Source organism: Paenibacillus sp. GCM10012306 (assembly GCF_042649265.1).
Classification (GTDB): Bacteria; Bacillota; Bacilli; order Paenibacillales; family Paenibacillaceae; genus Paenibacillus_AQ.
In genome coordinates this window covers 371,488-391,807 of record NZ_JBHRYW010000002.1, presented here as the reverse complement: position 1 = coordinate 391,807, position 20,320 = coordinate 371,488, and the positions used below count along the sequence as shown (strand labels likewise).

The following is a 20,320-nucleotide window of genomic DNA, read 5'->3' as shown; positions in this document are numbered from 1 at the left end:
CTGTTATAAGTGTATAAATTGACTATACTATCTGTCAGGAGATTACGATGCCGCAAATTGACCGCCACAAAGACAGAACGGTAAATATTGAATTTGTTGCCAACGAGGGTTTGGACTGTCTTACTTATCCAGATCGATTTACATTAATCTTCATTACATCCGGTAGCATCATTGGTGTGCTCAACGACCGACCGATAGCTGTTTCCGCACCTGGCGTTCTGTGTTTGTCCCAAGATGATACGATACAAATACTTGAGAAGCATAATGCCTCTGCACAATCATTCAGTTATCATCCCGATGTGCTTAATAGCATCCCTATTTCTGAAACGGAAGATTATTTTCCTATTCATAAAAAAATACAAATAGGGCTTTCGCTTTTTCAGGACAATCCGACACGAACCAGAGTACCCATTGTTACCGAGAAGGCCTTTCCACAATTACTTGAATGGTTTTTTGTACTTGGAACAGAAGTATACGCGCAAAGCGATGCAAGCTGGGTATGTAGAATTAAAAAATATCTCATTCAGATATTGGGTGTGCTTGAGGACTTGAACCACGAAAATGAACAATCCCCTGTTGATCTAGTGCTGGATTATATACACACCAATTATTCCAATAAGATTACCTTGGAATATTTAACGAAATGTGCTCACTTGAATCGTGTATCGCTTAATCATATGTTTCAGGAAAGATGCGGATGTACAGCAATGGGATATTTGCTATCGCATCGCTTGAAAGTTGCGGGGGAGCTTCTCACCCACACAGGTATGAGCTTAAACGAAATTGCTCGTGCCACGGGGTTTGAGTATGACACTTACTTTATCAAACAATTTACGGCTAAGAAAGGATTGTCTCCAACCGTATACCGAAATACCTCCCGGCAATTCGCTATTTTACAATAAGGCCTACTTGTTGCTGGGCAAGCGTTTGATTTACTAAGGGTCCGTTTATTATAAAAAAGCCATCCCCTTTTTTTCTTCGGGGATGGCTTTTTCGCTTATGTTTCCTTCTTTTAAATTACCTTCTCATTTGCTTACCACGTTCTAACCATACTACCGCCTCTGCCACTCTTACAGCGCCGCAATCCGCTCCTTAATTCGTGGGAACAATCCAAAGGCGTTCTCGTAGAATACCTTCTCATGATGCTGCTCCGGAACAAGCCGGCGCACGAATTCCGCGTACAGATCAATCGGCGCGAGCGGCCAGTCGGTTCCGAACAGCATTTTCTCGTAATGATCGGAGTACACCAGCGCCCGGCGGAAATGGTCCATAAACAGCGGTTCGTTCATGAAGCGTTCAAAATGAGGCCGGTCACCGACGACTAGGCCGGATAGATCAGCGTAGACGTTGGGGTTCTTGGCTACTACCTCGGCAGCGTCCATCACCCACGGATCGCCCAAATGGCAGATCATGAAATTCACGCCGCGCTGCTGAAGGGCCAGTTCATCTACGGTGAGCGGATGTGAATACTTAAGCAAGCCGTTCATCGAGTATGTGTCGCCGGTATGAATTACCACAGGCACATCATACTTTGCTGCCAGCTCATAGATTGGGGTATAGATTTTGTCATACACGTAATGGTGATAGTATCCCGCATACAACTTGATCCCAGCTACCTCGGGAGCTTGCAGGCGTGCTTCGATCCGATCCAGTTCCTCCGAAGCCTGCTTACCGCCGAGCATGTTCGGATTAATTCCAACACATTCCATCAGGAATGGAGGTACAGTGTCTTCCAGGTCCAGGGGCATCGGATTGGGAGAACTGGAATCAGGAAAAGCACCCTTACTCTGCTCCGTGACGCCCATTCCAATACCGAGAATTACATCGTTCTTATCGAACTCTGCCTTGAGGCCAGCAGCGCTATAATCGACTTTGGACAGCTCTTTAGCTGTTTGATGAAAGCTGTCGATATCCGAGAGATGAATATGAATGTCAATAATCGGCATGTTAGTTCTCCTTTGTGTCAATAGGGCTAGTAAAGGTAATCTTCTGAAGATCACATACATCTTCTGGATTCAGAGTCATGCCACCCAAGATTAGGAAGGTTGGCTGTGTCCAAGCAGTTTCTCCATCCCGAAGGGAAAGATGGCGATGCACACTTTGATTGAATACTTTGTTGTTCACATACGCTGAAGCGTTCTGATTGTCAGCATTATTGACTATATGCAGCAAGTCCTTACGAGAAGCCGCTCCGATTCGCAAGAGCCCCTTGGAATCAAGGCCAGCACCCAGCTTTCCAAGAAGGAATCTCCCCTCCTCGGGAAGTTCCAACCATCCTTCAGAGAAGACAGGCGAAGGCTGGAAGTAGTTATCGTCCGTGAGTGAATAATACGGCAGGGCCTTACCGCTCTCGTTGGTCACCGAGTGCATGACACAGAGAACAGGGACACCAGGTAGCATCAGGTAATGCTGGTGGATCGTAATCCCCCGATTCGCCTCCTGCTTCTCGATGATAGTCGTCAGTTGGAGGCCCTTCCAGAGGTTCCCGTGATGATCTGTTCTCTCCACCCAAGCCGCACTTCTCGGTTCCTGTTGTCGGCTGAAGCCGCCCAAGCCAGGAATTTCCACACCAAGTCCGCCATACCAGGGATTCCACCAGGAACGCGGGGCCGCTTCCGGATAAGAACTGTCCAGCCACTCTTCATTCTGATACTTCAGGGAATGCACAACGCTCCCAAAGCCGGGAGCAGCCGCTATGGAGAGAACTCCATTGCTCACCGTGTAGATGGGGCCCGCCGGACCTTCTTCCACTCCGCATACGACCTCTGTTTCCTTCTGAGGGAACCAGAGCGCTGAGCGCGCCTGAACCCGATCCTCCCCCCGATAGACGGCACGGACCTTCCAATTAGATTCACTCTCACTGTACGCTGATCCTTCCTCTTCCTCAGGAGAGAACTCAAAGCCTGCGGAGCGCAAATCATGCTCTCTGTGTAGCTCTATGTCAGCGACTTTCGACTCTGCCCCACCATCGTTTTGCACATACAATTCGAGGTTCCCGGCAAGCGGAACCATCTTTCTTTCAATTAATTCTGCATGAAGCTCCCCAGGTGCGAACGGATTCCCGCCTCCAAGTGCAAGTTCGAGATGATCAGCCAGCACAGGAACAACCGGCTCATGCTGCTTCCTGGCAAAGGAACGGAAATCCGACCACTTCTTGAAAGTGTTCAGAGCAAACACAGTTGTCTTTGTCCGCACGACGTCGCCGGCAGGAATCCGGCCCAGATCATGTTCCAGCCCAAGCGGGTATTCCGGGCGAAGCAGCTTCAAGGAAGGGTCCCAGTAGATCCCGCTTGCCCCGTTCTCTTCCTTGTTGAACAGCCAGTTCTCCGTAATTTGTGCACTGTCCCAACGACCTGGATCACTGGAGTAAGCATCGCCCATGTCCACATACTGACCTTGGTAAGGCAGGATTAGCCGTTTGCCGAAGAAACCGAAGTTCGACTGCAAATACAGGTTCTCTTCCAGCTCTTGACTGGTAGTGTTGGTGATCTCGTGATGGAATTCAGCGATACCGCTGGCGAACAGCTTGGCCACTGACTTAATTTCTAGGCCAGGGAAATCTTGCGACTCGTACAGAGTTTCAAGAATTTGAGCATCTCCTTCCGGGTAAATCTTCACTTCTTTGGCCTGCTTCTTGGAGAATTCGTCGGTGAACGGCTTACCCAGCTTCGGATAGGGCCACCAGAAGCTATGATGAGAGCCCGGATATTCAATCCAGATATTATTGTCGTTCTTGCTCTGGTGCAGAGAGAGCGCACCATTCACAGCGACCCACTGATCCACATTCTCCCCACCGAAGCGACCGTCTGTGCCCTTTATCAAGACAGACAGTTTACTTGTAAAAGTCACCGACTGACTAGCAACCGGACTAGCCGTCACTTCCACCTCTTGCGAGTACACTCCGTATGATCGCAACGTGAAGAATACCGGAATCGCTGCTTTGCCCTTAGCTGGGACCGTGAAGCGTACCGTACGCTCGGCCCATTCAATGCACTCATCTTCCGGCAATTCCAAAGTATACTCCGCTTCTGAGGCAAAATTGTTCTCTACGTTCAGATAAAGCTCCGCAGGAATGCCCGGATACAGCGCCTTGGCTGGCAGCTCCATCTTCATCTTGAGCGGGAATTTCGGAGCAATACCGATACGGAATTCGGCCTGCTTGCCCCCAATCAACCACTGGCTTCTAACAACCGGATGGGTCTTCTTGTCATTTTGTTCCTCCCGTACTGGGTCAAGCGCGAATTCGCCCTCCACGATAATCGTATCTCCAGGAGCAATCGTGTGTGCAGCCTCCAGGGCAAAGCGGATATTCTTGTCATCCTGGCCCTTGATCTCAATGTCCAAATCAGAAGCTGAACAGTTCTTGATGCGGTAGCGAACGTTATAGTTGGAACCGAATACAAGATCATGATCGTCGATTTCGGTGGAGATTGTATAATCTGGTGTATCGAGAGCGGTTAGACCTCGACCCGTCTTTTCAAATGCTGCTCGCAGGGAGAGATCTCCCTTACTCCAAGTGTACTCCATAAGATCGAAGCCACGCTCCCGGCGGCCATCCGGCTCGACGATGAGTTCGCGGGTACTGTCCCCATACCAGTCCAGTTCTTCAAAATAAGGGGCGAGCGCTTCCGTCTGCAAAATGGTTGGGATGAAGTTCATCAGGTGAACATAATCATCATTTTTTTCCCAGAAGAATCCGCACTTCTTATACATCGGCACTGCCTTAGTGTTGCCCGCCCAAGTGAAGAGATCCAGCCGCGGCCAGCCCGCTTCGACCGTCTTGCTGACTGCGTTCAAGATCAGATTACGGCCGACTTTATAACCGTGATAATCGGGCCGTACATTGAGCAACGGTACATACAACGCTCCTTCATCAAAACGGTAGTGGGCGAAGCTACAGAAACCTACAACCTCCTTGCCATCAACGGCGAGAAAGGCATACAGATTGGACGAAGTCTCCATCTCCCGGCGCACCGTGTCCTCTGTTCGTTGGTTGGTACCGCCTCCCCAGCTTTCGGTACTGAGATTCCACATCTCAGCAAGTGCCCCAGCATAAGAAGGATCATATTCGATAATTTGGATTTGCTTCGCGGTAGTATTGATTGTCATGCTCTCATCTCCTTATTCTTACCTTAAGTATGTAAGCGTAGAAAAAACATTTTCAACTTAATCATACCATTAACTGGAATAGCATGACGAGGACAAAACTCTTATAAAAAAACACTACCAGCACTCGGCCGCTGGAGCAAGGACCAGCCAGATAACCGTTTAATGGATCGAAGTAGTATCCATCTGTTAATGCCGACCAGCATGACAATAACGGCGAGACAGATGAAAATATTAATCTCGAACACCAATTTGAACGCTTCCAGCTTATTGTCCTGCCCCGTTTCTCCACTCACCACGCCAAGTCCAAGCGCCGATCCGAAGACCATGCCCGCATTGCGGGTTAACGCGATCAGTCCTCCAATCGAGCCCACATGCTCTGCAGGTGTCCGCTGCATAATAAAGCTATTATTCGGAGAAGCAATGAGCCCCATGCCGAGACCAATAAGAGATAACATCGCAAACATACCATACATCGGCATCTTCCCTAGGTATATTAACAATAGAATGAACCCACTCCACATACAGCCAAGTCCCATGAGCATCAGACGATAGGAACCGTAACGGTCAGACCTTATGCTCTTTTTTTATAAGGATTACTGCTAGCGAATTGTCAGAAGACACGCTCAGAGATGAAAAAAAGAGCACGTCAAGAGAAGAGATCCTTACCTCTCGTTTTCTGGAAATTGCCACCGTGGATTGTTATCGTTTGCGGGGCAGCTGGTGGCTACTTTTTGGGTATGGTTTGAATGCTACAAGCGGGAGCGTGAACAATGGGAACGTGGCTCCCCTCCTAATGAAATGCGAAAAGATGATTCCGGATTGGAACCACCTTTTTCATATGTATAGCTGTATGTACGTGTTAGCCCGCTAACTCATTCTACAAAATCACCCACCTGACACAACCACACCATATGCGCAGAACCAGGGCCCCAGTAGTCAACTGCAACCTTGTAAGGCTCTCCGAATTTCCGCTTCCATCTCGACTGCGCGCTGCTGTAGCCACTGTCCAGACAAAATTGCTCCGTCCCTTGTGACGCCAGATAAGTTATTAATTCCTTAATTAATGCCGAACCCACACCTTGGTCTTGATAGCTTGGCAATACATATAGACTGCCCAGTTCGCCCACATCATCTAGCTGATTGTCAGATAATGCGCGAATAACCTCCCCACAGGGGGCATAAGAAATCGTACCCACGACCATTTCGTTGATTTTAGCAACAAGAAAATAGACATCTGAATGCTCCGCCAGAGATGCCAGAGCCTTCTGTTGTTTCACTTCAATTTCACTGTGTAGATTATCCGTTAAATGCATTATTCCTTCTTTTTCAAAAGTGTTTGTAATTGAGGCTGTAAAAAGTTCAAATGCAGATTGTAAATCAGCTTGCGTGAGTCGGGTTATGGTTAGTTGATTATTATGCGTCACTATGCTCGGCACCTCTTCATCATTTTCTTCTAACACTCATTCATACCATTATTACTTATTCGTTCTCATGAATTCCCGATCCTTCTCCTTTAACCGCGGACATTCGTAACAGTAGCCAAAGTCGCCATCCAAGCAATAAGCCAGACAACAGGCGGTTTTCATCCTTATTTTGCGATCAGGGATACTAGGGTGTTCAATAAATCTCGGTTTCCTGTTAAACGGGTTGTTGCGGAGACCGAACGCGCTGGGATCGATATCTTGTGTTAGCCATTCATAAAAATAAACGATTCGATTTCCACTTTCTTCATCCGAAGCTTGGGCCAGCTCTTCTTCCAGTTGAGCATATAACGCATTACCAATCTGTCCCCATAATGCAGCAGCATGGATCGGAACCAGCCCGGATAGTAGTTGAATCACAGGCGTTATCTGTTCCTTGTAAAAAATATGCAGCGTTCTCTTGTGCCCTTCCTCAGGGTCCGCTAACGGAACCTCGCTAAATCGCGTTTCATTGATTTTAAATGAAAAAAGGGGATACTGTCCATCTACGTATAATTGTACGGTCAAATTAGACAATGACAAATCCAGAAGGACTTCATTGCCCAGGTACAGCATGTGTTGCATTGCCCCGCATATACCCGCGAACCAGCTAACAAAAAAAGCTGCCGCAGCAGCAGGTTCTCTAGCTTTGATGAGCGAGCCGTAGGTGTCGATTAGGTGTTGCATATGTTCGGCTATTAGTAAATCGCTCGCAGGGATAGAAAGCACGGTGTTCTCAAGCTCACCCAAAGTCAGGGAGAACTTCTCTTCCAATTGTTGAAAATCAACCGTGCCCATTGCCTCCACTCCCATGATTAATGTCTATTGTTCAAAAGCATGAATAACGTCGTCAATAGCATGATTGTCTGCAAGTGGAGACATCCCCAGACTGAACCACTCCTTGCCTCCCATCATGTGCACCTGATTTTTCTTCACAGCGGTCATGTTCTTCCACAAAGAGCTGCTGAGCATGTCATTATATCTATTGCGTACTTCTTCACTGGAGTCATCATCTAACTGCAAGATGAGATGGTCGGGATTATATTGCGGTATTTTTTCCAATGAAATGGATAGGCTGATCTCGTCCTGAGGGTATTCTTTAATCGGCTTTAGACCTAGTGTCTTATGGATGAAGCTGCCCCGATCACTTTTTTCGCCATAAATAACGATTTCCTTCGCCATGATCATCATGTACAACACGGTCTCGTCTTCAGCTAGAGTCTGGAGTTTCTCCTTGGCTGCAGCTTCTTTTGTCTGCAAATCCTGAATGACTTTATCCGCTACTTCGGTTTTGCCGAGAACCCCGGCGATATCCCGTAACTCATCACGCCAATCATCGCGCTGTGGCAACAGCACCGTTGGTGCGATCTTAGAGAGCTGATCATAATCTTTATCGGACCACCATGTAGGAGCAATAATCAAATCCGGCGCAGAAGACAGAATGGCTTCAAAATTAGGAGTTTGGCCAATGCCCATCTTCAGCGTATCTTTGAACGGTTCTTTTAAATAAGAAGGAAATTCCGGATGATAGTTTTGGACCGCAATCGGTGTTACGCCAAGTGCATATAAAAACTCTGGGTAGACAACTGAAAGTCCAATGACCCGTTTCGGATCTGTTGGAATACTCAGGTCTCCCTTTAGAGTTGTAATCACACGCTGTTCACCTGTAGTTGCTTCATTCGCTTTTTGAGCATTCACTGCTGTATTTCCCACGTTAACGGCGTTGCCAGCATGATCTGCTTTATTGGTTCCGCATGCTGTGCTGAACATGACTAGCAATACGAGGATTAATCCTGTGATCAGACTGCGTTGCTGCTTCATTCTTCGATGACCCTCCTGATATTTTGATGGTTGGATGACAATCTCTAATTAAAATTGATTATCATTATCATATATTAGGAGTATAGAGGAATTTGTATTTGTGGAATATTGACGATAGCGACTTTTTTCTATGCACGATCCCGCCAAATTTTTAATACTTCATCCAGCACTAGCTCATGGGTGAATGCCGTATACTCAACCCAAGGATAAGATGGCAGGAAGTCTACCTTGCTGCTCGTAACGGCTTTGAGATCCCTCCATAGCGTAGAATTCATGAGTGCCCGCCAGCTTAATTGCGACTGAGTATCCTCATCTACAATCAGTAATAAACGGTCTGGGTCTAAATCTGCCAGTCCATTCGGCGTTAACTGCTGATCGGTTCTCAACAGATCGACTCCTTGCACAGGCGCGACTTGCAAATCATCATAGAATACCGTGGCTAGGCTTCTTTTGCCCAAAACATTGTAGCGATCACCGGTGATTCTCAGAATGAGGAGACTGTCCTCCTTGAATACGTGCTTCACTTGCTCCCTGACAAAAAGGGCCCTTCGATCATATTTCTCCAGCCACGTCTCCGCTGCTACGGTTTTGTCCAGAAAATGCCCAATCAGGCGTAAATGGGTACGCCAATCATTGTCCATCCACGGTACAAAATAGGCTGGTGCGATGCCTTTCAACAAGTCCTGCTCCTCCGGAGAGACCAGAATGTCGACACCAATAATGAAATCAGGCTTAGCTTGGCGAATTTCTTCTCTCTTGATCGATGGATTTGAACTTAGTGGCAGCAGGGCATCCATCTGGTATTTTCGCCTGTAATAATCCGTCCATGGGTGATCAGCTGGTGCGGCGAACGGATTCATTTGGAGCGCAATCAATTGCCCAATATTGGGAAAATCATAGGCTACTACTTTTTCCCTGCTATTCTTTATAAATGTGGCTGGTGGCACACCTGAGATCTGTTTGAATTTGCGCCGAAAATAAATATCATCGTGGTAGCCTACATGCCGGGCAATATCCCGCAGACGATGCTGCCCACCTGATCGCATCAGCTGTTGTGCCCGTTCTATTCGATACACGGCCAAATAGTCGATCGCGCTGTAGCCATATTTTTTTTTGAATAAACGCATAAAATGACGGGTACTAATTCCCGCCACTTTAGCCAAATGATCGATTGTGAGTTCCTGCTGATAATGCCGCTCGATATACTCTTTAACAAATTCCAGCGCCGTCTCTGAATCATTACCCTCTACAGGATGCGCATCCTGCAGGATCGTATGAAGCAATTCTAGAAAAAGGATCTGGCCGCGAAACCGTCTCAGGCGATCTTCATCCTGTATGTTTTGGCAAATCGCATCGCACAGCGTATGGACAGAGACCGGTGAGGTAACGATAACTTCCCCTTTGGCGGGAAACGGGCTATTCCTCGTAATAATCTGCATGGAGTGGCCTGAAGACCCATCGTCTTCCATAACATCAAATCGAATATGATAGAATCCTCGCTCATCAAGAGTGTTCACTGCCGCTTCCACCAATTGGCCTGGCGCACATACATACACGCTGCCTTGTCGAAGCTCGGTGAATTTTCCATCAATGGTTAGCCAGCCTTGACCGCTTGCCGCCACAAGAATCATATGGGATTCAATAAATTGCAGCCGTAGCTCCCAATGGTTCGCTTGATGCTTAATATGCTCCATCTCTCGAAGCTTGAAGCACAGCCCGTCCAGTGCTACATAATCTTTAGATCTAACATTGTTATCTATCTCAACCAAGCATTTCCACCGCCCTCATTCTAGCTATCCACATTTTAGCCCACAATGTTTAGCATCGCAATTTGTATGTACCAACATCTATTTTATAAATATACTTCAGCAATCTATAACCTGATTCAGCACGAGGGTATCGTAACTGAATCAGGTTATTCTTGCGCGGAGCAAGGAACTTCTTTGCTAGAATCGCTGCTCGGGGTACTCAGATCAACGGGTAATTAAGGACGATTTGCGGATTAGTATAATAAGGCGGTCTAAGCTCAATGACGGGTGCTGGCCATGAATGGTTCGAAGCGTAGTGCATATCTACATAGCCATTGTCATGCTGTATGAGCAAATAATACACCTGCGGGCTAAAATAATAAGAGATCATAGGTCCTCCTGGCATGCTTTTTTGTTACCAATGTACGTAGGCGCTGCTCGATCTGAGCCAGTACTTCGAATATTTTCAACAATGGGATGAGATCACCACAAATGCCTATTGCACATAAGATGATGTATGAATTCATTCGGGAGGCAACAATGGACAATAAACAGAAGATGGAGCAATTGGAGCAGGCCCAGCGATATTTTGCGGCTCACTTAAAAACAGAGCCCTACCCTCTGTTTCCCAATTACGGGAGGATCACAAAATATGAAGAGGTACCGCTCAATATGCCGGAGCAGCGACAGCTTCGCCAGCCGGGTCTGGAGCGACTGATGGTGCCTCTGCCACTGGTGGAGAATCCTAATTATAAAGGTAGCGAAAAGCTGTTAAATAAGGTTGCGCTCATCACTGGGGGAGATAGTGGCATGGGAGCAGCAGCGGCCATAGCTTTTGCCAAAGAAGGTGCCGATGTCGCGATTTCCTATCTGGATGAACATGAGGATGCACAGCGAACAGGAACAAGGATTGAACAGTTAGGACGGCGCTGCTTGCTCCTGCCCGGGGATGTAAGAGATAAGCAGCATTGCGCAGCAATAGTCGAACAGACCGTGAAAACTTTTGGCAAGCTGGATATTCTGTGCAATCATGTTGGCATCCAGTTCCAGCAGAACAGCCTGCTAGATATTACCGATGAACAGTTTGATGACACTTTTAAAGTCAATATTTATTCGCATTTCTATACTACACGAGCTGCGCTGCCGCATTTGAAGCCTGGCAGTTCGATCATTAATACCACTTCTGTCGTCGCTTATAACGGAGAAACGCTGATGATTGACTATTCCGCAACCAAAGGAGCAATTGTCGGCTTCACACGCGCCCTTGCACACAATGTCGCAAAGCAGGGGATTCGTGTAAATGCCATTGCTCCCGGGCCAGTGTGGACCCCACTTATCGCTTCGAGCTTTACGGCAGACAGAGTGGCTTCCTACGCGGCATCCAATCCAATGCAGCGTCCTGCGCAGCCGTTCGAAGTCGCTCCGACTTTTGTCTATCTGGCCTCGGACGACTCCCGGTTTGTGACCGGACAGGTGCTGCATGTGAATGGCGGCCAAGCGACAAGCTCTTAACTTTAAGTGGCTTCAGCAAAATTTCATACAACGCTCTATGATCGGATGTTAAAAAAAGAATGGAGGGGGATGATTTCCCGTCCATTCTTTTCTTTTAGTTGGCCTGATTTTATATGACTCATTTTTTAAGCTTATCAGGCATTGTTATGAAGATAAAACGGATGGTTTTTCTCCTCGGTCGTTTGATTTAATGTTCGATAGCTAGAGCGCCCTACATAGAGTGGAATTTCCAGCTTCGCAAGGTCAGGTAGCCCATTTTCCAAGAAACACTCCTTGTCCTGATAGGTCTGCACGATTTCCCCTGCGATCCATTCATGATCCCCATAGGTTGTGATATTTATAGTTTTGCATTCATAGGCAAAGTAGGCCTCAGTTAGCATAGGAATATCTACCTTGAGACCTTCCTCGTAACCGATCTTGAATTTATCGAACTTATCCATATCTCGCCCACTGAATGTGCCAACAGCCTGAATCATCTCCGAGCATCTCGCTGGCATAAAATGTACACCAAAAACGCCACTCTGCTGGATCAACTGGTACGAGTAGGTCTCCTTGCGAATGGAGATTCCATAGATTCCTGGCGATGATCCTATGTAAGTATGCCAGCCGGAGGCCATAATATTCTGCTGCCCGTTGTAACGCGAGGTGACGATCGCCACCATCCCTGGATAGGAATATGAGCGTGCTTCATTTATCGGTAATCTCATCCTAGTGTCCACCTTCCAAGGGAGGATCGACATGCAGGTCTTGATCCGGTGCTTTGAAGTCCCAACGAGTGAACGTGACTTCAAAGCCGGCACGGGTTGGCGAACAGGTGTAAGGACCGGCCTGGTTCCCGGATTCGTATGGAAAACGAGCTACACGAATCGTACGCCAGCCGTGATTCTCCGTCCGTGCCCGGATAATCACAGCATCCTTCATGATCGAAGCGCGCAGTGTGACCTCTTCCCCGGCCCATTCGGGTACAGCCGCAAGCGACCAGTCGGAATAGCCATCGGTTACCACAGCGGATAGCTGGGGGATGCCATCATTGATTTCGATCCCCGCTTTTATCCATTGCCCCGGGCCATGATACAACAGTATGCCTGCCTGATCGTATAGCTCCTTAAAAGAACCGAGTTGAAACGACACCTCTACCGCGTTACTGCTTTCCCAATCCGTCAATAAGGCAGCGCCATCCTCAAATTCGAAGCCATATAGCGTCTTCTTCCAGAAGTCTCTTCCCTTTTCAGGCATAACCTTCAGGAATTCTCCTTCTCTATAGGTAGACTCTGGAGCATTGATCCATGTCCCAGCATCCCAGTCCATTCTTTTCGTTGTCATTGTTTAGATCTCCTTGTATCTTGTTTTTTTTGCTTGCAGGTATTGTGGAATGCAGTTATCATAGTAACAAACCTTTTTAAATCATTTTTAAGAAGTGTTATAATAATAGAAATATAATAAGAGTGCTATCAAAAGTCAAGGTTAATTTCAGAGCATTCTTAGGATCAGGAGGATCTTATGAACGAAAAAGAAAAAGCAAAAAACGGGTTATTGTATGATGCGAACTATGATTCTGCATTGATGGAGGAACGCATATGGGCTAAGGATCTCTGCCATGAGTACAATCATTTACGTCCTTCAGACATGACTGAACGTAAAGCACTCATTGAGAAACTGGTAGGAAAAACCAGCAAAAGCTTTCATATTGAACAGCCATTCTGGGTTGATTACGGGTACAACATTGAGATTGGTGACAATTTCTATGTCAACCATAACTGTGTTATTTTAGATGCAGCCAAAGTGACATTTGGAGATAACGTATTTATAGCGCCGAACTGCGGCTTCTATACCGCCGGGCATCCACTGGATGTGGAGCAACGTAACCAAGGATTAGAGTATGCCTACCCGATTACAGTGGGTAACAATGTGTGGTTTGGTGGCAATGTCGTGGTCTTGCCTGGTGTAAGTATCGGTGATAATACCGTCATTGGGGCGGGCAGTGTAGTTAACCGGGATATTCCTTCTGGCGTGATCGCTGCAGGAAATCCTTGCCGGGTCATCCGATCCATTACTGAAGAAGACAAGAAGAAGTATTGGAAAGAGTAGCCTTTCCGCATAGTTTTCTCTCCTTAGGGAAAAGATGTAAATGCTTCAACATCTTATTCCTGATAGGAGAGCAGCATGCGGAAACTGACCACTCAGAAAATCCCTTCAACAAATCATTCATCACCAGCTTCTGCCGAAGGTGTGCATTCATCCAGTGATTCATCCTCCCCTGCCATTTCTTCAATGTTGGAAGATAATTTGAGAACCATAGAAGAGTATTTTGTGAACTGCACCGATTTAAAAATCCTCACGTGGAACTATGGGCCGGGGCTGGAACAAGCGGCTTTTTCTGTATATTTTGACACCTTGACCAAGTCCACACTGGTTCATTTTGTGAAGGATACCTTGCAAAATCTGGTTCCGCACGAGCTCGGGCCTGCCACGACGGTGACCCTTGACGATGTCATCGATTTTTTCGAAAACAAGGGCGTGGCTTCACCATACGTTGAACTTATGGATGATTTTCAACAAGTCGTTAGCGGCATACTGGATGGAAAAGTCGTCATTTTTTTCAATGGCTGGCCAAGAGCAATCGCATATTATGCCCTTGATGTAGAACAGCGTCAAGCCTCTGAGCCCATTACAGAAGCAACCGTCCAGGGCCCCCATGTGAGCTTCATAGAAAGTCTGGAACGCAATATCGGTGTCATTCGAAGTCTGATTAAATCCCCTAATCTCAAATTCGAGCTCTTCACCGCTGGCAAGCAGGTTCAAAGAACGTTGTCCTATGGCTATCTGGAAGGCGTTGTGAAACCTGAGACGTTAAGTGAATTCAAACAACGTATTGACGGTATCGTCCAGGAAGAGATTATCGAGGTCTCTTATCTTGAGGAGTGGATCAATGATTCTCTCTACTCCCCTTTTCCGCAGGTGCGATATACGGAACGTCCAGATACCGCTGTTAACGCGCTGCTTGATGGCAAGATCATCGCAATTGTTAACGGGAGCCCTTCAATTCTGATTTGCCCGGCGAACTTTATGGAATTCTTCACCAACAGCGAGGATTACTACTATCGGACGATTTTCTCGTCGTTAATCCGGTTGATTCGGGTCGCTGCCTTCATTATGGCGCTGATGCTGCCCAGCACGTATATTGCGTTGTCCACCTTTCACTCTGAACTCATTCCCACAGTTCTACTGCTCGCAATCCTTAATACAAGAGAAGGTATTCCGTTCCCTGCGTTGATTGAGGCCCTAATCATGGAGTTTTTCTTCGAGCTTCTGAGGGAGGCGGGGATTCGCTTGCCAAGGCCGATCGGATCGGCTGTCAGTATCGTCGGTGCGTTGGTCATCGGACAAGCAGCCATACAATCACAGATTGCTTCACCGGTTATGGTCATTGTGGTTGCCCTGACAGGCATCGCCTCTTTTGCGCTTCCTCAATACAATATGGCGATCGCCCTGCGAATTCTGCGCTTCCCGTTAATGTTCCTCGCCGCCACATTCGGTGGACTTGGCATCATGGTTGGGGTGATCCTGATCTATCTGCATCTGACGACACTGCGCTCTTTGGGAGAGCCGTACCTCGACTCTTTGGCTCCGCTAGACCTCAAGAGACTGCGCGATGCGATTATCGTGGTCCCTAGACGCTTACTGGTGCATTCGCCACGGGGGCGGCACTTCTATAGAAAGACTTCGAGAAGGAACAAGCTCAGATGAGACGGCTATCTTCCATTCTGCTATCCCTTCTTGTGCTCAGCTTGACTAGCGGATGCTGGGATAATAACGAGTTGGATGAGTATGGGTATGTCCAAGCGATTGCGATAGACCAAGGCGAAGACAATCGTATTGAGATCACGACTCATTTCTATAATCCTTCCAACAAAATGGAGGCTGGAGGAGATACGACTAGTTCTGCATCAAAGGGGACTAATATTCGTACCAGCGGAGAGACCTTTTTTGAGGCTATACGGGAGATTCCTGCGAAATTCGGAAGAAAGGCCAAATGGGATCATATGCGCGTGATCCTCATCGGGGAGCAATTGGCCAGAAGCTCCAGCATCCGGGAAGTTCTTGATTTTTTCTCCAGAGACCATGAACCGCGTGGTACGATCCTGCCCCTGATTGCCGAGCAGTCAGCGAGCCAATTTTTGAACACTAAGCCGTTTATTGAGAACACCATTGGTCAACAGTATAAAAAGATGGAGACAACCAGCGCCCATTACTCCGCCAAAACTTCCGATATTCCACTGTATGATCTGGCTATACAATTGAGCAGCCCTTCTAAAGCCTCGGCCATTCCTTATCTAGTTAAAAGCGGTCCAGATCAAGAAGCGAAAGTCTCCGGGGTCGCTTTAATTCAGAATGGTAAAATGGTCGGCACTCTGGGGGAGCTGGAAACGGAAACGTTCATGATGCTGACGGGCAGTTACAGGTATGGGGTACTGGAATTCCCTTGTATGAATCATACGAGCAAACAGACACACAAAAATGAATCCCTTGAAGTTCTTACTTTCAGCAGCAAGCTTACCCCAACGGTGAAGGATGATAACGTCTTTGTCGACGTAGATGTTGCATTCGAAGGAACGATCGGTGAGCTCAGCTGCTCACACTTGAAGACGAACAAAGATATGAGCCGTTTCGAGCAAACCATCAAAGAACAGGTTGAGAAGCAACTGGAACATACCCTCACAACCTTCAAGACAAAAAAGGTGGATGTACTGGGAATTGGCAATCAGATTTACAGACGCAACCCAAAGCTCTGGAACCGGCTAAAACCAACCTGGGACCAAAAACTCGCGCAAATGCAATTCCGGACCAAAGTTAATGTCAAAGTATTAAGTACCGGTATGAATACAGGTACCATCTTCGGAACAAAGGAGAAATAGAGGTGGCAGGGAAATTCATCACTGTCTTGTTGTTAGCTTCCGCTATGTTTGCGCATGATCTTCCGAAGTTCAGAAAAGCCCGTGCCCGGGACCTGCTTGTGTATGGAGCCTTTCTGGTGCCTCTGCTGTACCTGGCTTTTATTTTTGTCACAGCGAAGTCATGGCCTAATTTGGACTCGATCTTCAATGTACTTAGGGGGCCTGCCCGGCAGTTCATACACTGGCTAAACCCTGTTAATTCATAAGCCTATAGGATCAGGAGGAACGTATGAGAAAACAAGAACATATCAGCTCTTTGCAAATGTCCATGCTGTTCCTCTTCTACATGACAGGCTCCTCCATCGTCATCGTCCCTGCACCACTCACTAACGTTGCCGGCAATGGAGCCTGGACTTCTCTTCTAATTGCTTCTGTGATGGGGATGCTGCTGCTATCTGGCATTCTTTACTTGAACCGAAAAGCGCCAAATCTGTCACTAGTGGAACAAAGCCGCTCCGTGTTAGGCAACATTCCGACCCTTCTGCTATTAATTCCTTTTTCATGTGTACTATTCTGGAATATCGCGGGGATTGTGCTGGAGATTGGAACCTTTTTCAAAACTACGATGTTAAAAGAAACCCCCACCTATGCCGTCAACACGATGTTCTTTGTGACGATTGCTTTAACGGCTTTGGCTGGAATTGAAGTAATCGCACGCATGGCTACTTTTTTCTTAACGCTGATGTTTGGCTGCATCGTCCTGGTTTGGGTTCTCGTTAGCGGCTTGTATCACCCGGAATACTTGCTCCCTGTGATGCCTGATGGAATCAGACCGATCCTCAATGCTGCCTATGTCGTCTATGGATTTCCCTATTCCGAGCTTATTGTATTCTCCATTATTTTGCCGTTCGTGAAAAGTGAAGACAAGCCCAAGCTCGGCAAGCATATGTATTTTGCGCTCATTGTCAACGCCCTGACGTTGATTGCATCAGTTCTTAGCAGCATTATGGTTCTGGGCCCCCTTTCCGGGGATTTGAAGTATTCATTATACCAGTTGGCCAGATTGATCTATTTTCAGGAGATTATTGAACGGATTGAGTCTGTCATTGGTTTTGCGCTCATCGTCGGTTTTTATTTCAAAGCCTCAATTCTTCTGCTGATCCTAATAAAAACCCTTAGAGACCTTCTCCGCTTGAAAAATGAACGCCTGCTGGCCTTTCCCGTTGCCTTCATCTGCCTGCTGCTATCGGTAACGACTTATACCAAGGAGGCTGAACTTGAGGAGCTCGTTAACCTCACATGGCCACTGCTCAACAATCTGGCTTATGTCCTGCCGTTTCTTCTGATTCTGGCGGTCACTTTCATTAGATTTCATTTGAAAAGGTGGAACAAGCAACCGCTATAGTAACGGCTACTTGTCCAAGACTGTTGTTTAGCTAAATAGGTCTTACTTTTAATTTGGACCAAGTCCTTGTTCTTTTAGAAATTGAGTGACAACTGACTTTTTAGCCATGTCTCCAAGGGTTCCCGGGATTACATCAAATCCATGATGCGTAGATGGGAATTTTCTTAATGTTATGTTAACCCCCATATCCTTTGCTTTCTGTACTACCTCATAAGTTCCTTGTGCTGGAATAAAGTCATCGTTTTCTGCTGCAACTATAAGTGTAGGTGGTGCAGAAGGAGATGCGTAGGATAATGAGGAGATGGCTGAAAGCCGTTCTGGGTGCTCTTCAGGTGAACCACCGATGTAATCTGCTGTAAAATCCTTTGGACTTTGACCATTCCACCATTTTTGCCCGTGGTCATAAGAATAACCGGGATTCACAACAGGATATCCAGCGATTACCGCCTTCGGCTTTGGATTTGTTATAGAATCAGGACGATCTTGCATAGCCTCGTTAATTGCTGCCGCCCAACCGAGGTTGACAGCCAGATTACCGCCTGCTGAGTCTCCCATTACAATTAACCTATTATTGTCTCCACCCCATTCTCCTGCATGTTTGGAAACCCAAGCTAGCGCATTCGCAACATCAGCAGGCGCCTTATCCCATGTTGCATATTGATCTGTAGCTAATCGATAGTCTACACTTACCACCAGCCAACCTTGATCTGCATACCACCTCATGGTGGAAGACAAATCTGATGCCTGGCCGCTGATCCAACCACCGCCATGGATATACATGATAACCGGTGCTGCATTGGTATGGACTGAAGGCTTATACACGAGTGCCTTCAGCTCTTTACCATCAGCCACCTGATAAGTTTCCGTGAGATCAGGAACGGCAGGTTTTGTCGAGAATGGCCAAATCGTCGATAGCACATTTATCGAGCCGCCATTGTCATATGTTTCCTTTATAAAATTCCCAACGATCCCACTGGAGGACAATAACGCGAGCACGGACAAAACAACGGTTGTATTCGCAAACCATCGTTTCACCTTTTTGCGCAACACCAAAGTAACGATAACCACAGCCAAACTAGCAACAACAAAGAGCGGACCCAATACCGACCAAGTCATAATTCCAATGATTATTAATGAACTCCCTTTAATGGGAACAAGTAGAGTGAGGGCAGCAAATACTACCACGATACTCACCAAACCTCCAATAATAAGGAGAATTGAACGCAGTATTTTAATTGATAAAGAAGACACTTGGTTTGTAGTCACAATTTAAGCCTCCACCCTAAATTTTTATATAACCAACATAGAACTTTAAACTACGAATTTCCTTCTCCATAATGTCTTTAGTGGTTTTTAAGCACCCAAGGACCTATTAGATCTGCTGTATCATTCAGGATGGTTAAATGTTTTTCGCCAGGCACAATCTGCGTGAACGACTGGTCCTTTACCTGCTTGGCATTGCTTGCATAATCAACAACCTTCTGCGGATTCATGATCTCATCGTCTGCCCCAACCCACAACCCGAAAGGCTTGTCGATTGCAGCAACCTCCTCCGAAGGATGACGAGGATTCAGGGCCAGTGACATAATGACGCTGTTATTCTGCACCAATCCAATGTCTGACTTCAACTGTTCTTCAGAATAATTGTAACGCACCCCTACAGCATGTCCTTTAAACAATCCTCCTGTAAGTCCATTGACGATATACGCCTTGGTACATACCGTTGCAAAATTACCATTACCCTCATACATTGTGTTCGACCGCAGTCCAAAGTCTGGCGCAACGAACACATAGCCGTCCACTGACTGGTGGGCAGACGAATTAATATAATTGACGATCAACCCTGCTCCTGCGGAATGACCACCTAAGTAAACAGGCAAACCAGGAAATTCTTTATGCGCGTTGTCAACTAACACATTCACATCATCGTATACCCGTTCTTTACTCGGCGCGTCCCCTCTTGGCCCCTCAGACAGACCATGTCCCCGGATATCCGGTAAGTAGGTTGCTATACCATATTTCGTACTCAGACCTTCTCCAATCGGCTCATAACCGGCTGCACTATTAGCACCTGAACCATGATAAAAGATCACCACTGCCTTCGGTTTAGCCGGAGCATATTCACGATAAGCTAACCGCACATGATCACTAGTCTCTACATACTGAACATGTTCATTCATTAACCGATTTCCCGTTGCAGTCGCGCTTCCCCCCACACCTTCAGAGGATACATCGGAGACCACATGATCTGTAAATTGGCAGGACGATAGCGGTGTTGCCGCATATATCACTCCACCGAGCAGCAGTACACAAACTATGGAAAGTAGAACCAACAATAGCTTTTTAAAGCGTCGCATATTTGTTACCTTC

General features: G+C 46.9%; 19 protein-coding genes. 7 read left to right on the top strand and 12 right to left on the bottom strand.

Translation table 11 applies throughout. The features are described 5' to 3' along the window. Nucleotides 1-47: 47 nt before the first annotated feature. Complete coding sequence (locus ACFORK_RS05445; protein ID WP_379196459.1) at nucleotides 48-902, top strand: helix-turn-helix domain-containing protein; 855 nt, start codon at nucleotides 48-50, stop codon at nucleotides 900-902. Nucleotides 903-1,070: 168 nt separating this feature from the next. On the opposite strand, the gene ACFORK_RS05440 is transcribed toward ACFORK_RS05445, so the two are convergent. The 8 genes from ACFORK_RS05440 to ACFORK_RS05405 all read right to left on the bottom strand — a co-directional run bounded on the left by ACFORK_RS05440 (nucleotide 1,071) and on the right by ACFORK_RS05405 (nucleotide 10,529). Continuing rightward, the gene (locus ACFORK_RS05440; RefSeq protein WP_379196457.1) at nucleotides 1,071-1,946 is read right to left on the bottom strand and encodes an amidohydrolase family protein; all 876 of its coding nucleotides are present in this window, start codon (nucleotides 1,944-1,946) and stop codon (nucleotides 1,071-1,073) included. A gap of 1 nt (nucleotide 1,947) precedes the next feature. After that, nucleotides 1,948-5,109 (bottom strand): GNAT family N-acetyltransferase, encoded by a 3,162-nt coding sequence (locus tag ACFORK_RS05435; protein WP_379196455.1) that lies wholly within the window; start codon nucleotides 5,107-5,109, stop codon nucleotides 1,948-1,950. Nucleotides 5,110-5,210: 101 nt separating this feature from the next. Continuing rightward, a complete protein-coding gene (locus ACFORK_RS05430) occupies nucleotides 5,211-5,684 on the bottom strand; it encodes an MFS transporter (RefSeq protein WP_379197114.1) in 474 nt (157 codons plus the stop codon). Nucleotides 5,685-5,981: 297 nt separating this feature from the next. Beyond that, the gene (locus tag ACFORK_RS05425) at nucleotides 5,982-6,569 is read right to left on the bottom strand and encodes a GNAT family N-acetyltransferase (RefSeq protein WP_379196452.1); all 588 of its coding nucleotides are present in this window, start codon (nucleotides 6,567-6,569) and stop codon (nucleotides 5,982-5,984) included. Nucleotides 6,570-6,584: 15 nt separating this feature from the next. Continuing rightward, the gene (locus ACFORK_RS05420) at nucleotides 6,585-7,367 is read right to left on the bottom strand and encodes a hypothetical protein (protein ID WP_379196450.1); all 783 of its coding nucleotides are present in this window, start codon (nucleotides 7,365-7,367) and stop codon (nucleotides 6,585-6,587) included. Between the two features lie 24 nt (nucleotides 7,368-7,391). Beyond that, nucleotides 7,392-8,390, bottom strand: coding sequence for an ABC transporter substrate-binding protein (locus ACFORK_RS05415; RefSeq protein ID WP_379196448.1), 999 nt, complete (start codon nucleotides 8,388-8,390; stop codon nucleotides 7,392-7,394). 128 nt (nucleotides 8,391-8,518) lie between these two features. Next, a complete protein-coding gene (locus ACFORK_RS05410) occupies nucleotides 8,519-10,159 on the bottom strand; it encodes a helix-turn-helix domain-containing protein (protein ID WP_379196446.1) in 1,641 nt (546 codons plus the stop codon). A gap of 199 nt (nucleotides 10,160-10,358) precedes the next feature. Continuing rightward, nucleotides 10,359-10,529 (bottom strand): hypothetical protein, encoded by a 171-nt coding sequence (locus tag ACFORK_RS05405; protein ID WP_379196444.1) that lies wholly within the window; start codon nucleotides 10,527-10,529, stop codon nucleotides 10,359-10,361. Between the two features lie 167 nt (nucleotides 10,530-10,696). Between ACFORK_RS05405 and ACFORK_RS05400 the strand changes: the two genes are divergently transcribed. Then, the gene (locus ACFORK_RS05400) at nucleotides 10,697-11,650 is read left to right on the top strand and encodes an SDR family oxidoreductase (protein WP_379197112.1); all 954 of its coding nucleotides are present in this window, start codon (nucleotides 10,697-10,699) and stop codon (nucleotides 11,648-11,650) included. A gap of 134 nt (nucleotides 11,651-11,784) precedes the next feature. Here the strand turns inward: ACFORK_RS05400 and ACFORK_RS05395 are convergent, their stop codons facing one another. Both ACFORK_RS05395 and ACFORK_RS05390 read right to left on the bottom strand, forming a co-directional pair. Beyond that, on the bottom strand, nucleotides 11,785-12,357 hold the full coding sequence (locus tag ACFORK_RS05395) for a flavin reductase family protein (RefSeq protein ID WP_379196442.1): 573 nt from the start codon (nucleotides 12,355-12,357) through the stop codon (nucleotides 11,785-11,787). A 1-nt stretch (nucleotide 12,358) separates the two neighbouring features. After that, nucleotides 12,359-12,973, bottom strand: coding sequence for a DUF1349 domain-containing protein (locus ACFORK_RS05390; RefSeq protein ID WP_379196440.1), 615 nt, complete (start codon nucleotides 12,971-12,973; stop codon nucleotides 12,359-12,361). 177 nt (nucleotides 12,974-13,150) lie between these two features. Between ACFORK_RS05390 and ACFORK_RS05385 the strand changes: the two genes are divergently transcribed. The 5 genes from ACFORK_RS05385 (at nucleotide 13,151) to ACFORK_RS05365 (ending at nucleotide 17,950) form a co-directional block, all read left to right on the top strand. Beyond that, entirely contained in the window at nucleotides 13,151-13,738 is a 588-nt protein-coding gene (locus ACFORK_RS05385; protein WP_379196438.1) for a sugar O-acetyltransferase, read from the top strand. Between the two features lie 75 nt (nucleotides 13,739-13,813). Continuing rightward, a complete protein-coding gene (locus ACFORK_RS05380; protein WP_379196436.1) occupies nucleotides 13,814-15,397 on the top strand; it encodes a spore germination protein in 1,584 nt (527 codons plus the stop codon). Then, the gene (locus ACFORK_RS05375; protein WP_379196434.1) at nucleotides 15,394-16,566 is read left to right on the top strand and encodes a Ger(x)C family spore germination protein; all 1,173 of its coding nucleotides are present in this window, start codon (nucleotides 15,394-15,396) and stop codon (nucleotides 16,564-16,566) included. The genes ACFORK_RS05380 and ACFORK_RS05375 overlap by 4 nt, the downstream gene beginning before the upstream one ends. A 2-nt stretch (nucleotides 16,567-16,568) precedes the next feature. Further along, the gene (locus ACFORK_RS05370) at nucleotides 16,569-16,811 is read left to right on the top strand and encodes a hypothetical protein (protein WP_379196432.1); all 243 of its coding nucleotides are present in this window, start codon (nucleotides 16,569-16,571) and stop codon (nucleotides 16,809-16,811) included. A gap of 23 nt (nucleotides 16,812-16,834) precedes the next feature. After that, nucleotides 16,835-17,950 carry a GerAB/ArcD/ProY family transporter gene (locus ACFORK_RS05365; RefSeq protein WP_379196430.1) on the top strand — a complete coding sequence of 372 codons (1,116 nt, stop codon included), beginning with the start codon at nucleotides 16,835-16,837 and terminating at the stop codon, nucleotides 17,948-17,950. A gap of 48 nt (nucleotides 17,951-17,998) precedes the next feature. On the opposite strand, the gene ACFORK_RS05360 is transcribed toward ACFORK_RS05365, so the two are convergent. Next, nucleotides 17,999-19,216, bottom strand: coding sequence for an alpha/beta hydrolase (locus ACFORK_RS05360; protein WP_379196428.1), 1,218 nt, complete (start codon nucleotides 19,214-19,216; stop codon nucleotides 17,999-18,001). Nucleotides 19,217-19,293: 77 nt separating this feature from the next. Beyond that, nucleotides 19,294-20,307, bottom strand: coding sequence for an alpha/beta hydrolase (locus tag ACFORK_RS05355; RefSeq protein WP_379196426.1), 1,014 nt, complete (start codon nucleotides 20,305-20,307; stop codon nucleotides 19,294-19,296). Nucleotides 20,308-20,320 lie beyond the last annotated feature (13 nt).

What these genes read in the sequence shown, in the direction of transcription:
- ACFORK_RS05365 (WP_379196430.1), top strand. Translation starts at nt 16,835, where the DNA reads ATGAGAAAACAAGAACATATCAGCTCTTTGCAAATGTCCATGCTGTTC.
- ACFORK_RS05440 (WP_379196457.1), bottom strand. Translation starts at nt 1,946, where the DNA reads ATGCCGATTATTGACATTCATATTCATCTCTCGGATATCGACAGCTTT.
- ACFORK_RS05415 (WP_379196448.1), bottom strand. Translation starts at nt 8,390, where the DNA reads ATGAAGCAGCAACGCAGTCTGATCACAGGATTAATCCTCGTATTGCTA.
- ACFORK_RS05395 (WP_379196442.1), bottom strand. Translation starts at nt 12,357, where the DNA reads ATGAGATTACCGATAAATGAAGCACGCTCATATTCCTATCCAGGGATG.
- ACFORK_RS05380 (WP_379196436.1), top strand. Translation starts at nt 13,814, where the DNA reads ATGCGGAAACTGACCACTCAGAAAATCCCTTCAACAAATCATTCATCA.
- ACFORK_RS05390 (WP_379196440.1), bottom strand. Translation starts at nt 12,973, where the DNA reads ATGACAACGAAAAGAATGGACTGGGATGCTGGGACATGGATCAATGCT.
- ACFORK_RS05400 (WP_379197112.1), top strand. Translation starts at nt 10,697, where the DNA reads ATGGAGCAATTGGAGCAGGCCCAGCGATATTTTGCGGCTCACTTAAAA.
- ACFORK_RS05355 (WP_379196426.1), bottom strand. Translation starts at nt 20,307, where the DNA reads ATGCGACGCTTTAAAAAGCTATTGTTGGTTCTACTTTCCATAGTTTGT.
- ACFORK_RS05375 (WP_379196434.1), top strand. Translation starts at nt 15,394, where the DNA reads ATGAGACGGCTATCTTCCATTCTGCTATCCCTTCTTGTGCTCAGCTTG.
- ACFORK_RS05405 (WP_379196444.1), bottom strand. Translation starts at nt 10,529, where the DNA reads ATGATCTCTTATTATTTTAGCCCGCAGGTGTATTATTTGCTCATACAG.
- ACFORK_RS05385 (WP_379196438.1), top strand. Translation starts at nt 13,151, where the DNA reads ATGAACGAAAAAGAAAAAGCAAAAAACGGGTTATTGTATGATGCGAAC.
- ACFORK_RS05445 (WP_379196459.1), top strand. Translation starts at nt 48, where the DNA reads ATGCCGCAAATTGACCGCCACAAAGACAGAACGGTAAATATTGAATTT.
- ACFORK_RS05435 (WP_379196455.1), bottom strand. Translation starts at nt 5,109, where the DNA reads ATGACAATCAATACTACCGCGAAGCAAATCCAAATTATCGAATATGAT.
- ACFORK_RS05420 (WP_379196450.1), bottom strand. Translation starts at nt 7,367, where the DNA reads ATGGGCACGGTTGATTTTCAACAATTGGAAGAGAAGTTCTCCCTGACT.